The sequence below is a fragment of the Nostoc sp. genome (assembly GCF_036917355.1).
Taxonomy (GTDB): domain Bacteria; phylum Cyanobacteriota; class Cyanobacteriia; order Cyanobacteriales; family Nostocaceae; genus Nostoc.
Genome location: NZ_JBALDP010000065.1, coordinates 1 through 14,372, shown reverse-complemented (window position 1 = coordinate 14,372; position 14,372 = coordinate 1). Strand labels below are relative to the sequence as shown.

11 protein-coding genes are annotated in these 14,372 nt (G+C 41.0%); 5 read left to right on the top strand and 6 right to left on the bottom strand.

Annotated features, from left to right (window positions below; genetic code table 11):
• The first annotated feature begins 40 nt into the window (after positions 1 to 40).
• Positions 41 to 1,240 carry a DUF4159 domain-containing protein gene (locus V7K53_RS21290; protein ID WP_335199531.1) on the top strand — a complete coding sequence of 400 codons (1,200 nt, stop codon included), beginning with the start codon at positions 41 to 43 and terminating at the stop codon, positions 1,238 to 1,240.
• Between the two features lie 121 nt (positions 1,241 to 1,361).
• On the opposite strand, the gene V7K53_RS21285 is transcribed toward V7K53_RS21290, so the two are convergent.
• The 4 genes from V7K53_RS21285 to serA all read right to left on the bottom strand — a co-directional run bounded on the left by V7K53_RS21285 (position 1,362) and on the right by serA (position 5,922).
• Positions 1,362 to 1,631, bottom strand: a complete 270-nt coding sequence (locus tag V7K53_RS21285) for a hypothetical protein (protein ID WP_335199646.1) — start codon at positions 1,629 to 1,631, stop codon at positions 1,362 to 1,364.
• 303 nt (positions 1,632 to 1,934) lie between these two features.
• Entirely contained in the window at positions 1,935 to 3,212 is a 1,278-nt protein-coding gene (locus tag V7K53_RS21280; protein WP_335199530.1) for a hypothetical protein, read from the bottom strand.
• Positions 3,213 to 3,342: 130 nt separating this feature from the next.
• Positions 3,343 to 4,263 (bottom strand): 50S ribosomal protein L11 methyltransferase, encoded by a 921-nt coding sequence (gene prmA / locus V7K53_RS21275; protein WP_335199529.1) that lies wholly within the window; start codon positions 4,261 to 4,263, stop codon positions 3,343 to 3,345.
• A 78-nt stretch (positions 4,264 to 4,341) separates the two neighbouring features.
• Complete coding sequence (serA, locus tag V7K53_RS21270; protein ID WP_322694067.1) at positions 4,342 to 5,922, bottom strand: phosphoglycerate dehydrogenase; 1,581 nt, start codon at positions 5,920 to 5,922, stop codon at positions 4,342 to 4,344.
• 887 nt (positions 5,923 to 6,809) lie between these two features.
• On the opposite strand from serA, the gene V7K53_RS21265 reads away from it, so the two are divergent.
• The 3 genes from V7K53_RS21265 to V7K53_RS21255 all read left to right on the top strand — a co-directional run bounded on the left by V7K53_RS21265 (position 6,810) and on the right by V7K53_RS21255 (position 9,725).
• A complete protein-coding gene (locus V7K53_RS21265; protein WP_335199528.1) occupies positions 6,810 to 7,007 on the top strand; it encodes a hypothetical protein in 198 nt (65 codons plus the stop codon).
• Positions 7,008 to 7,027: 20 nt separating this feature from the next.
• Entirely contained in the window at positions 7,028 to 8,677 is a 1,650-nt protein-coding gene (locus V7K53_RS21260) for a PRC-barrel domain-containing protein (protein WP_335199527.1), read from the top strand.
• 307 nt (positions 8,678 to 8,984) lie between these two features.
• A complete protein-coding gene (locus tag V7K53_RS21255; protein ID WP_335199526.1) occupies positions 8,985 to 9,725 on the top strand; it encodes a Uma2 family endonuclease in 741 nt (246 codons plus the stop codon).
• Between the two features lie 104 nt (positions 9,726 to 9,829).
• Here the strand turns inward: V7K53_RS21255 and V7K53_RS21250 are convergent, their stop codons facing one another.
• Complete coding sequence (locus V7K53_RS21250; RefSeq protein ID WP_335199524.1) at positions 9,830 to 10,684, bottom strand: HIT family protein; 855 nt, start codon at positions 10,682 to 10,684, stop codon at positions 9,830 to 9,832.
• 66 nt (positions 10,685 to 10,750) lie between these two features.
• Complete coding sequence (locus tag V7K53_RS21245; protein ID WP_335199523.1) at positions 10,751 to 11,509, bottom strand: Uma2 family endonuclease; 759 nt, start codon at positions 11,507 to 11,509, stop codon at positions 10,751 to 10,753.
• 149 nt (positions 11,510 to 11,658) lie between these two features.
• Here V7K53_RS21245 and V7K53_RS21240 point away from each other — a divergent pair.
• A partial coding sequence (locus tag V7K53_RS21240) for an NACHT domain-containing protein (protein WP_335199521.1) occupies positions 11,659 to 14,372 on the top strand: 2,714 nt, incomplete at its 3' end.

Below are 14,372 nucleotides of genomic sequence, written 5' to 3'. Positions count from 1 at the left end.
CTATTAATCCAAAATCTAAAATCTAAAATCCAAAATTGCTATGTCTCATCCTTTCCCACCACCACCAATTAAATCCTTGGAACGCTTGCAAGCCGCAGACGGTTTACTAATTAATGCGGAACGTTGGCGCACAGCCCATGAATATCACCGTAATCGGCAAAATGCTCAATATCAAAGTTTAAATCAACCAGGAATTGTCTGCGGTTTAGGTGTGCGAGATGTGACCGCCCCAAGCCAAGTAGAAGCTAGATATCGAGATGGACGTTGGGTACAAATTCAACCTGGGATTGCAATTGATTTAGCAGGTAATCTAATTGTTGTACCGACTTCTTATGACTTTCCCATCGATTTAGAAGTAGTAAGTTCTGAACCGCTCATGATCTACTTAGTAGTTAGCTATGTAGATCCTGATGAATTGCGGCGCGGACAGCAAAGAGATATTGTTCAAGAAACTTATCGAATTGACCAAATAAACTCTACACCAGCTAGTTCAGAAATAGAAATATGTCGAATACTCCTACAACCAGGACATACTGAAATTACCCAACCTGCGGATGCTTTTTTCCCTGGATATAATAATATTGATTTGCGTTATCGTCGTCAGGCACAAATGCGTCCTCAAGCACTTGTATGTATGGCGCAGGCGACTCATAGCGATCCTGAATGTGCGCGTAATTTTTTCAGCCTTTCATATTTATTACAAGCAGTAGAACCCCTGTACCCAAGTTTGCGCGGGGCTGATGAACCAGGTCAGGTTTCTTTAGCAGAAAATATCCAAGACTATGACATACTTTATCTCACAGGTGGACAAGCAATTTCTTTAAATAGTCTCGAATTTGAATCTCTCAGAAATTACTTAAATTTAGGTGGTGTACTTTTTGTTGATGCGCCAACAAATGCAAATCCTCTAATTGAGAGTACTCAAGCTTTGGCACAACAGTTAGAGAGTCCTTTAAGACCTTTAGAAGAATTGCAACGGAGTCATCCTTTAAGGACAAAACCTTTCTTATTTGCTGCCTTACCAATGGTTAATCAACAACAGATAAAATTGTTAATTGGTGGAGGAATTATTTTAGCAATTGGAGATTTAGCAACTGCTTGGGGATTGGATAGAGATTTGAGTTTACCCAGATTGACCATTCGTACAGCTCAGGAATTAGGAATTAATATTCTTCACTATGCTTGGAAGCGACGACAGTTAATTGGGTTGCAACAAGAAGATAATTCAGGACAGTGGTGAAAAGCAAGTTAGTAAGCTAGATATTGCTGTTCAAACCCAAGACTCTAAAGCGAAAGGGCGAATCTGGTGAATACGTTGGAAATCATTGTTCGTTGAGACTGATTAGTGTCAAGCAGATACATCAGAATTCAGCCTGCGAGCGGGCGTCATAAACAGACTGGAGACATTTTTCAAAGTCCTCACCTTGCCAAGTACCAGCAAATTTCAGCAAATCTTTAGCTTTGGAGCCACGCAGTATTGGTTCGCCATCTTGGATAATGGCACTTGCTGGTTGAACACCAGAGCGATTTTTTCTGGTTTTGAGGTATTCGAGATAGTCGAGAGTTTCCTCTAGAATCGATTCTGGAGCGGTTTCGATCGCAGCAATGAGTTGTTCCTTAATAGTGGTCATGGGGGCGCTGGAAGATTGATTGTGGATATCTTGATTCTGCATCATTTCCCACCATTATTTCTGAAACCAAAGATAGCGATGCCTGCGGTGGTAACAGAGCTTGGGTTGCCGTGAGCTTTGTCGTACCACTACGGGGAAGCAAGCTACACGTACAGTCTCCAAGAGTTGGGTCGAAGTGTAAACCTACGCACTTCATTATCCAAAGGAAGCGGTGATAGTTAGTAGTTTGGACATTGCTTTAAATCATTTTAAAATAGATGCCAACATTTTTGAGCAATTTCCACCTACAATATCAAGTTGGAATTATTGAGTTTGGTCGTTGGCGATCGCACTATTATTTTTGTCGTGTTCGAGTTCTCTCATTAGAGAATCAAAACCACTGGTATTGTTTCCGCTTTGGGCAAATAAAGACCGAATTTTATTGATTATCGTACTCATACTATTGGAGAAAAACCGACCGAGATTATTAACAAAGTTTTTCAGTTTTTCAAATATCGAAACCTCTACAGTGGAGTATTTATTAACAATTGGATATACAATTTTCCCTTTTTCTGTTTGATAGTATTCTTGTTCAGGCATCAACATTGATGTGAGTGGTTGCACCTGTTTTGCCATATCAGCTTCGGTTCGTTTATTGCTGAGGAATAAAACATCATAAATTTTTCCATTCCAGCTAGCCCAATAATGGTTTTGGAAAAACCATCGTTTTCCGTCATCACAATTGGGCTTTTTACCTTGGTATGGGGTAGTCCCAGCTTCACTCAAAAAAGGTTTGGCGATACTTTCAATTGTGATTTTTTCAATGCCAAAATATTCTTCTGCAACTTTTTTAAAAGCACGGGCTAATGTCTGACAATCTCCTTCTGGAGAGCCTTTTAAGAGCGTTTCTGGACTCTTGCTCACCATTGTGTATTGAAATTGGATATTTACAAAGTTTTTGAAAAGTTGTTCCAGTATTTTATCTTGTGGCAATGTGTCATCTATACCATTGACTAGTGTTTTGGCTAATGAATATTCTTGTAAAAATTTTTGTTTTTTATCTGCTGAGTTATTTGCTGCTAATATTTCTTCAGACTTTACTTGTTCGTTCTTATTAGCTGGTATTGTCTGCTGTGCATCCTGGTTTTGCAGAGGAGATCGATTAATTTGGTTAACTACAGAAGTAGCGACACTATCCGCCTCTTGCTCATATCGATCTCCTGATTGACCAATAGTCAATTTTGGCTGTATTTCTCCTATTGACACGTTATCAGCACGTTTTATCGCCATTTTGCTCAAGTTATGACCAAACTGCGAAGAGTGTTCCTTGCCTTGCTGCAAAGACTCATTCATCTTTGTTTGCAATACAGTGAGTCGTTCTTGTCCCTCTGGGGCGATCGTGCCATGTTTGGCTTGTATTTGGAGTTTCGTTGCCTCAAACTGATATTGTTGAAATTTCTGATTTTCTACCTTTGCCTGTACTATAGGCTTCTTGGAGCCAAGTTGAGAGTGAGTAGTGAATAAATACGATTGCAACTGACTTTGCTCTGACGAATAAGCGGATGAGTCAGCTTTTTTGTGGATTTGTAGCCGTTCTTTCATCGCTAGTTTTAAAAGTCAATAGTGGGTAATCTATATATTATGTCACTTACTTAAAGATCCCCGGCTTATTTGAGAAGTTGGGGATCTAATTGTTTACGAATAATTTAGGATGACGATAATTTATACCGAATTAAGAACGCCGTACATTTAAGCAACACCATTCTTTGCGTTTCCACAGGGTAGCGACAACCCAGCCATTTTCTTCTAAAGCATCAGCAACAGCTTTAGATTGTTCCAGTAAAATACCACTGAAGATAGCCCAAGTTTCAGGTTTAGCGATCGCACTCATTTCTGGAAGCAATTCAATAATCACATGAGCCAAAATATTGCAGACAATACCATCCACTGGGCTTTCAATTAGTTTTTTCAAAACGTCTATACTTCCCAGTGCTGGTAGTAAACGTTCTGGACTAATTTCGTTCAACGCACCATTACTGATAGTTGATTGCACCGCTAAAGGGTCAGTATCTACTGCATAGACTTTCTCGGCTCCCAGTAATAGCGCCCCAATCGAAAGAATACCAGAACCACAGCCAATATCCGCAATTACTAGATGTTCATGTTTGCCACTATTACCCACAAATGACTGCGAAACTCCACTTAGCCGCATTTCTAGGGATTCCAAACATAGCTGAGTGGTGGCATGGTTGCCCGTTCCAAATGCTACACCAGGGTCGAGGCGAATTACTAACCGTTCCGTTGTTTCTGGTAATGGTAGCCAAGCGGGGTTAATTAAGAAGCGATCGCCTATTTCTTGCGGATGCCAATATTGTTTCCAGCTAGTCGCCCAATCTTCCTCATCAATTAATTGCCATTGCAGTGAGGGAGATGAAACTCCTACACAGAGGGCATCTTGACGCAGCCACAGCGACAGTGCTGCTAAATCTAGCAGTTGCGTTTGAATTGTCGATAAATAAGCCCTGACTAAAGATGAATTTCCTTTGCTTTCACTAGCTGTCCCACGACAGCCAAAATCTTCCAGTCGCCAAAAGATTGAATCTTCTAGGTCTGGCTCACATAAAATCTGTAGTTCCCACCAGGTGTTTGCCATTTTTCAGAATTCAGGAGTCAGAATTCAGGAGTCAGGAGGAATTATTTATTCTGACTCCTGGCTCCTGACTTCTGACTTCTAAAGTGTTACTGTATACGCGTCCCGGATACCAGGGACTTTTATAATCTCATTCAAAATGCCCTCTGGTAAAGGGTCATCTATACTCAGAGCCATGACGGCATCACCACGGACGATTTTACGACCTACTTGCATACTGGCAATATTCACATTAAAACTGCCGAGTAGGGAACCAAGTTTGCCGATAATCCCTGGCATATCGCGGTGCAGGGTAAACAACATATATTTGCTGGGTGGGACGTTAATCGGGAAACCGTCAACGTCAGTGAGGTGGATTTCCCGCTCACCCAACAAAGCACCTGTGACAGAATGAGTACCTAAAGTACCCGTGGCTTCTAGATGCAGTGTGCCGGCATAGTCTCGAATGGAAGCATCGCGGGTTTCAATTACCCGAATTCCGCGTTCTTTGGCTTCTATGCTGGCATTTACGTAATTTACTCGTTCGCGCAAAGCTTGATAAAGTAATCCTTTGAGGGCAGCGACGATTAAAGGCTGACTTTTGTTGGTTGCGAGTTCCCCTTGGAGTCGAATATTGAGTACTTCTACCCTTCCACCAGCTAGTTGTCCCACTAGATTACCTAGAGTTTCTGCTAGTTGCATATAGGGTTTGAGTTCTTCCAACACATCGGGGCCGAGTCCGGGAATGTTGACGGCTGAACGCGCCGGTAGTCCTAAAAGGACATCGCGAATTTGTTCGGCAACATCAATGGCCACATTCACTTGAGCTTCTGTAGTAGAGGCTCCCAAGTGGGGAGTGAGGATGATTTCTTTACCTAGCGATCGCAACTCAGATTCACCCAATGGTTCTGACTCGAACACATCCAAGGCTGCACCGCCGATTTTACCCGCTTTTAGAGCTGCTGCTAAAGCTACCTCATCAATGATCCCACCACGAGCGCAGTTGATAATCCGAGCTGTGGGTTTCATTTTTGCCAAGGTTGTGGCATTGATTAAGTGGGTAGTTTCTGGGGTTTTCGGGATGTGGAGGGTGATATAGTCTGCTTGCTGGAAAAGTAAATCTAGCTCCACCAACTGACAGCCAAGTTGTTCGGCTCGTTCTGTAGAAATAAATGGGTCATAAGCTAGGAGTTTCATCCCCATTGTCTTAGCTACCGCCGCAACATGGGAGCCAATTTTACCCAAACCGACAACACCGAGAGTTTTTTTGTAGACTTCCGCACCGACAAAGCTATTGCGATCCCACGCACCGCGTTTCACCGAAGCATTAGCATCGGGGATGTGGCGAGACAAAGCCAAAATCATTGCTAGCGCGTGTTCGGCGGCGGCAATTGTGTTTCCCTCTGGAGAATTGACTACCACAATTCCTCGGCGTGTGGCAGCGGGAACATCCACATTATCCACACCCACACCAGCACGACCAATGATTTTTAGCTGGGTGCCGGCATCAATGATTTCTTGAGTGACACGCGTACCAGAACGAATCATCAGCGCGTCATACTCACCAATAATTGCGATCAGTTCCGCTGGTTTTAGACCTAATTTGACATCAACGGTTGCAACTTGCGAAAGAATGTCAATTCCAGCTTGGTCAATCGAATCAGAGACAAGAACCTTAGACATGATTACTTCATTTAAAGCTACAGGTTTTGCTGCACAAGACTTTTTAGTTTAGTCTTTATCTGTCGCAATTCAGCAAAAATTATTCGTTTGAATATCGACTTAACCTTAACTTACACTATCTGGTGGTGGTATCAAAGCATGAGTTGCTTTCGGTGGATACTGCCTCCTAAGTATTTGAAGGTGAGTGGCTATTTACATCATCACTGTCGCTAAATATAAAGCATGAATAGCACTAAGCACCGATATATTTATTAATAGTTAAGAGTTACCAAAATTTTATCGGCTGAAGCAACTTTCTGAGCGGGGTAAAAATGCCTGTATTATTGACTGGGCTGCAACTTTAGATTGGGAAATGCTATAAACAACCACGAAACGAGTGAGTAACTATTGTATCTATCAAATCTTGGCTATTTGTAGATACCACAAGTGGTATCCCTTAGTCAAAGCAAAATATTGCAACTTTTATCCCAAACAGGCGTTTAAATTCACCAACCGATCGGCTTTTGATTTGTTCGTATCGCATATTACCAGAGTTAGCTTTCTGGTAAGAGCGGAGTCTTACCAGAAAATATTTGTTCAAGAGTCTAAGGGAGTCGTGAAAGCTTTCTGGGAAGTTTGATCTTCTCTTGAAGAGGAATAAAGCTCAATTAACTAAAAATTATCTTTTAAGTCATTCAATAATATTGAAGCTAAAACTCAAAATATTTACTTCCAAAAATTTGAAGGCAAACAGGATCGTATCTATCTTTGGAAAAAGTCATTTTGAATTTTTTATTCCTAAAGATTAAGCTTAATCAAGGCAAATTGCAGATAAAAATATGTCAATAATCTTGTATGATTCTTTCAGTAAGGTTAGCCATAAAAAACAACAATAAATAAAATAACAAATGCCTAGACTAGTAGGACAACGCTCTAATACTGGAGCAAATATCACCAGCTTAATCATTCTGATTGCCATATTTGGCGCACTTTCCGAATACTTTGGTGTGATTGATATAGTTCCCGGCTTTGGACGAGAGGGACGATATTTTCAGCTTAAGTTTCAGGCGACTAACGAACAAATGATTCAAAAACCAAATCAATAAAAATACCAGGGATATATATAATGCTTAAAGGTAGTGATGTTATCGATAAAGTGGTCGTCACCTACGACACAGGTAAGAAAATTGTCCGAATTATAGATTTAATTTTTGATCGGGAACGCAATCAACTTTTGGGTTTTCTAGTTGCAGAGAAGGGACTGTTTCGAGATGCAAAAGTGATTCCTCTACAAGAGGTACAAGCCATCGGGTCAGATGCGATCGTAGTTAACTCGAAAAAATCTGTTGTGAATGCACATCGTGTCCCTGTAATTAAAGAGATTCTGCACCAGAATATCGTGTTGAGAAAAAAGAGAATTCTCACTACAGAGGGACTCGACCTCGGTGGATTGGTCGATTTGTTCTTTGATGAGCATAGTGGACTGGTGGAAGGATACGAAGTTTCTGGCGGTGTATTTGCCGATGCTTATTCGGGGCGATCGTTCGTTCCTGCTAGCGAAGCACTGAAAATTGGTGACGATGTTGCCTTTGTACCTCCAGAAACTGCTCAACTGATGGAAGAACAGGTTGGTGGTATCCGAGGAGCCGTTCAGGCAACTGGAGATAGATTACAGGATTCAGCCCAGACTACCAACCGTAGACTACAAACAGCAGCTCAAACTGTGAATGAGCAACTGCAAAGCTCGGTAGAGAAAGTGAACCGCGGGCTACAGTCAGCAAGCCAGAATGCAGGCGAGCAATTGCAAGCCGCAACTGATGCTACTGGCAGCAAACTACAAGACTTCAATAGAGATGCAACTGCTTCCCTGACAAACAATTTGGTCGATCCTGCCGAACAAAAGGTATATGTAATTGGCAAGTGTGTCGAGCGGGATGTGCTAAGTCCAGATGGGAATGTACTGCTACTAAAGGGTCAAGTAGTCACCCTAGTCAATGCAGAAGCGGCCGATCGCTTGGGTATCCTTGATGAACTCTATCGAGCCACGGGTGGTAGTCTGACTGCCAACATCAGCCGCAATTTACAAGCAGCAACAGAATCTGTTGGCAATCGAATTGGCAGCGTAACTCACAGCAGCGCCCTTAGTCTGCGTCACTCGGTTGATTTCTTGGCAGCAAATGTGGCGATCCAGCAGGCAAGAGGGCGCAGAGTCTTGCGAACAGTGCGTACTGACGATGGCTTAATTATTGCGGCATCTGGGCAGATTGTGACAGAATCCCTTGTCGATCGCGCTCAGATTTACGCTAAAGAAACAGAATTGCTGAACGCTGTCGGTCTGAATCTGGCAACCGCAGTCCGTTCTACTGCAAGTGACAGATGGTTAGAAAACAAAGTTCAACTGGACGATCGAGTAAGCATCGCTCAAGAGAATCTCAACACTTTCTGGCAAGCCTTAAAAGCGAAAGCAGAAAAGTTACAAGGACGCAGCAGACGGGCAATGAAAAATCAACGGATTGAACAAGCATTGGGTCGTCCAGTTACCCGTGTCATTCTCGATCCAGAAGACAATGTGATATTGAATGTAGGTGAATTGATTACACATCGCGCCGTTAGTCAAGCTGAAACAAGTGGAGTTCTGAATATCTTACTAAGTTCGGTCTATAGCAAGGAGCCACAAATCTCTGACAAGGAGTTACGTGCTTCAGAACATGGAACGGCAGCCTTAGTGCATCATGGTAATGGGCGATCGCAACTTGAATCTAAATCGTTCTTGTGACTTTGGCCATCAAATAACCAAAAAAGTCAAGATGGTTATTTATCGTCTGCAAGTAAATTAGGTAGGGGACTTCCAACAAATAAATTACCCAATCTTGTGGGGTGGGTGACACGAGTGCCCTTGTATATCGGCGCTTATGTTGCCCACCCCACAAGAAGTAGTTGAGTATTTTTTTATTTGGAAGTCCCTAGTACAAAAATATGCACTAACGACTGATTTCTGCGAAGACATCGCTAGCAGATAAATCGCTATAATTCTGGTGAGCCAAATAGAGCCAAATATCCTTTGAGTTTTGGGGAAACCAGCCATGTTAGAGTACAACTTGCCAAGGTACTTGCCCTCAGCCGAGGAACTACCAGACTCTGATGAAACGCCTGTGGATAATGAACTGCAAGAATTAATACCAGGCTTGCTGAAGGCTATTCTGCTGATACTTTGGTCAGAACGCATGGATTGGCTCTTTGCCATAGATATGGGTATTTATTATCACCCAGATAAACCGCCAATTGTGCCGGATGGGTTTTTGAGCTTAGGGGTAGAGCGGTTCTATGATGAGGAACTGCGTCCCAGTTATGTGCTGTGGGATGAAAATGTTGTACCGATTTTCGTCCTAGAAGTAGTTTCCCAAAATTATCGCAAGGAATATACTACTAAATTGGATGAATACGAGGCTTTGGGTGTACTTTATTACGTAATTTATTTCTCTCGTCGCCGCCGCAAACCGCATCTAGAAGTACATAAGTTAGTTAATGGTAAGTATGAATTGCAAGAGGGAAACCCCATTTGGCTACCAGAAATTGGACTAGGGATTGGTTGCGAAAGGGGAAATTATTGCGGTGTAACACGCGAATGGATGTATTGGTATGATGAACAAGGACAACGGTATCTCACGCCCGCAGAACAAGTAAAACAAGAGACACAACGCGCTCAACAAGAAGCACAACGCGCTCAACAAGAAGCACAACGCGCTGAAGTTGCAGAACAACGGGTGCAACAATTGACGGAACAATTAAGAGCGCTGGGAATAGATCCAGATAATCTGGATTAACTGAAATATTGTGCAATATTTTCAACAAGACTGAAAATCAGGTTTTTCAGATTTATGCATTTTCCATAAATCAAGATTTGCTACTGGAAGCTATCAGTAAAAAACTATTGCTTTTTAGGAATAACGTTCCTGATTCCACTTTTAGAGCCAACAATATCACCTTTGTAACGAGGGATGATATGAATACTGGCGTGCATAATATTTTGACCTGCGGCTCTATTGATGTTCATTCCTACATTAAAGCCATCAGGTTTAAATTCTGCTTTGAGAATTTCTTGTACTTTGTTCACCATGAACCAGCAAGCAGATTGTTCTTTAAATGGTAGTTCAAAATAACTGCCGACATGACGTTTGGGAATAATCAAAATATGTCCTTTACTTATAGGATAGCCATCAAAAATAGCATAAGCAGTTGCTGATTCAGTTAATAGTTTGAGACTTTTATGAGGATTACAGAATATACAATAATTAGATGAATTACGCTGATGATTATAGTGAATGTACTCATATAACTCACGATGCTCATCTAAACAAAGTGAAGTAAAAGGAAGTTTTACAAGACATTGATAGGTAGGCTTTTTGTGGACATAATGTTCTCGGAATCCTTCTCTTTTGATATCCCTTCTTACAGCATAATAAGCTTTTCCTCCTGGTTTTAATAAATCTGATATTTCCATAAGAACATTAGTTTGTTCTTCTGTAAATAAAACATTTAAAACATAAAAGCAAATTATTGTATCAAACTTAGTATCAGGATATTCTGGAAAATAATAAGGGTCATAGCCTGTAATATCACAGCCTTTTTGGCGCAATATTTTAACATCATTACCAAGGCCACAGCCAAAGTCTAGTATTTTGCCTTGGAGAAGGTTTTGATTTAATAAAAACTGTGCTGGAAATGATAGATAACTTCTTTCGATCGCAGTAAGATGACTGAACTGATTTTTTTGCTGTTTCATGGAATGAATTTTGGTGCTGATGTCCCAAAATTATTATTCCCAGCATTTCTTTAGGTTATGCGATGTCTACGACGGGCTATTCGGTGTCGCATCAGGGTCAATACCAAGCTCACGTAACTTAGCTGCTAATATATCAGCACGGCGGCTTTCCTGTTCAGCGCGTTGGCGTTCTTGTTCAGCTTGTTCGCTGCTCCACAACAGTAAATTTCCTTGTGTATCCCACCAACGCAGCCAATTCATGGTTTGGCATAATCTTTCACCTTGCCAAATTCCAAGAAATAACTCTAACTCAGGAATCCAAAAGCGTCCATTAGCATCTGCTTGCTGCAAGGTATATTGTCCATTTTGCAAGCATCGTACTTCTATGCTTGGTTCGTAAGGATCGTAGGTTACGTAGGTTGGAACTTGGAGAATCTTTTCGTAATAATAGAGTTTACCGTAGGGTGGAGTTGAGCGGACTGATAGTTCTCCCCCTTCTGTGTCTGAGAGAAATTCCATTACTACAGCCACAGCAGCACCTTCTAAATTCGAGGTATAGCTGCGACGAACTACATTTGTTCCTACAGACTGCACCTGAGGAACATAAAACCAGTCTGGTGCTTTGACAACGATTTTTTTGTTGACTGTGGCTACAAGTCCAAAATTAGAGCCAATCAGCATTTGAGGCTGGATGCGTCCTGCGCTTCCCAAAGCATCGGTAAGCGCAGCAGCGATCGCAGGTTGTTGAATATTTTCCACTGGATCGTCAGGTAAAATGAAGTCGGCTGGAAGTGCTTCCCAAGTAACAATTGGTTCTTTTTGGATGGGGTTAACTTGTAGAACCATAAAATTATTCCTAATATCCATGCACAGTATATTAGTTATTTTTAACAAATCTTCAGTCAGCATCGCTTTTAAGCTAAAAACTCAGAAATCTGGAAAGATTTCTCTGACAGGTGTATATACTCGTAGTCAAGCACTTAGCAGGCGTGAGTATGATAGTTGAGTGGTTCACTCTCTGGATAGGTCAAAAAGCGGTTGGATTTCTTGTCAAAACTATTATTAGCGAAGAATTTTTCAAAGATTTAGTCAAGGACTACGCTAAAGATTTTTTCAAACATATTTTTAATAATGCTGTAACCGCGCCCTTCAAGCAAGAACCGCTTCAGAAAGCTGTAGTTATGGCGCTGACAGAATTTTTGCAAGCAATGCAGCAACAGTTAAAGGTTCGTTGCAGACTTTCTGAAGCTGAAATTCAAAATTACGCTGAAGATATCAATAAATTTATCCGTGATAAGTCGGTTAAAGAAATTCTTGGTCAGGCTTTTGATATTAAATGTGATTCTCTAGATTTTAAAACACTAGCAGATAGTTGGACAAGACTTCAACTCCAACCTCTACCACCTAAATTTAACTGGCAAACAATCACAGAACAGTATCTCATACAAGTTCAAGATATTCTTTCTGATTCAGAAGAGTTACGCTATATCTTGGAACTTCAAAAATTATCCAGTATTGATAAGACTTTAAAAGAAAACGCAGATATCCCCAAGGATTTTAATTTACCGAAATATTTAGAAACTATTCGTGAACGCTACGGCAATCTGAAGTTAGATAGTTTAGAAACTACTTCCCGCGAACATCCGGTCAATTTATGGCAAATGTTTATTCCGCAAAATGTGCGCCAAGTTTATCAGGTTTTACCAGAACTGCCTAAAGAACATCTCCGCAGGCTACAAGATAGTAACCAATTAGATGCGGAGTTTGAAATAGAAAAACTTCAAGAAGAAACAGAACGTTATCAACGCAATTATTTTGAACAGCCAATACGTTCAGTATTAGATGTTATCCAAGATAAGCAACGCAAAAATTATCTAGTTATTTTAGGCGATCCTGGTTCCGGCAAGTCTACATTGTTGCAATATCTAGCGTTAGATTGGGTAGAAAAAACTCTCGAACAGAATGATTTTAATCTGCCAATTCCTTTGCTGATTGAATTACGCAATTATATGCGCGATCGCGATGCGGGTAGTTGTAATAATTTTCTCCAATTTTACCATAATAGTCCCAATTGTTTTTATCACCTCAATCAGCATAAATTGCATGAGCAGCTAAAGGCTGGTAACGCTTTAGTCATGTTTGATGGTTTGGATGAAATTTTTGAACCGGCGAAGCGGGAGGAAGTAATTACCTGTATTCATCGCTTCACTAATGAATATCCCGATGTGCAGGTAATTGTCACTTCTCGGATTATCGGCTATAAGCAACAACAATTGCGAGATGCAGAGTTTCGCCACTTCATGTTACAAGATTTAGAACCACCACAGATTCAAGATTTTATTGAGCGTTGGCATGATAAAACTTTTAGTCCAACCGAAGAAAGAGATAAAAATATCAAGCGAGAGCGTCTACAAAGAGTAATTAATGAATCGAAAGCAATCGCAGAACTCGCACAAAATCCTCTGCTGTTAACCATGATGGCAATTCTCAATCTCAAGCGAGAATTACCCAGAGATAGAAGTGAACTGTATAAAGATGCTTCAGAGGTTCTGCTGCATAATTGGGACGACGGACGCAATTTAAAGCCGGATGAACGTCTGGACATTATTGATTATAAAGATAAACAGGCAATGTTGCGTCAAGTTGCTTATCAAATGCAAACCAGTGAAAAAGGTTTAGCTGGCAACATTATCTATGCGGATGATTTAGAAGGAATCTTCACTAAATATCTGCAAAGCATACCAGTGAGTGATGCCAGAGATAAAGCCAGACGGTTGATGAAACAACTGCGCGATCGCAATTTTATTTTATGTTTCTTGGGTGCAGATTACTATGCCTTTGTACATCGAACTTTTTTAGAATATTTCTGTGCTTGGGAGTTTGTCTGGCAGTTTGAGAAAGAACGCAGTATTACAATTGAGTTTCTCAAAACTGAAGTTTTTGGCAAACACTGGCAAGATGAAACTTGGCATGAGGTATTGCTATTAATTGCGGGAATGATTGATGTTAAGTTTGTTGGTGAAATTCTTGATTACTTAATAGTGCAAGATGGCGAAGAGGAAAAATTTATCAACTTGTTTTTAGGGGCTAAGTGTCTTGCAGAGGTGAGAAATCGCTCGGTGATTGAATCAGTGGCTAATAAATTGCTTGACAAGCTAAAAGACTTAACTAAATATGATCTCTGGTACTATTACAAACCTATATTAAATTACGAAGAAACCAGGTTAGTTAGAAAAATTCGCACTCAAGCAGTTGCAATGATCGCCACAATTTGGAAAGATAATAGCGATACTATATACTGGATCAAAGAACGTGCCACTACTGATAATGAACGACATGTGCGAGGTGCAGCCATCGAAGCATTAGTCAGCAATTTTAAAGAAGACCCGGATACCCACTCATTTCTTAAAGACCTCGCCACTGTTGATAATGAATGGTATGTGCAATATACAGTCATGGAAGCATTAGCCAGCAATTTCAAAGAAGTGGACACCCGCTCGTTTCTTAAAGACCGCGCTACCGCTGATAATCATGAGTATGTGCGAAGTGCAGCCATCGAAGCCTTAGCCAGGAATTTCAAAGATGACCCAGACATCCGCTCGATTCTCAAAGACTGTGTCACTGCTGATAATCATGAGTTTGTACGACAAGTTGCCATCGAAGCATTAGCCAGCAATTTCAAAGATGACCCAGATATCCGCTCGTTTCT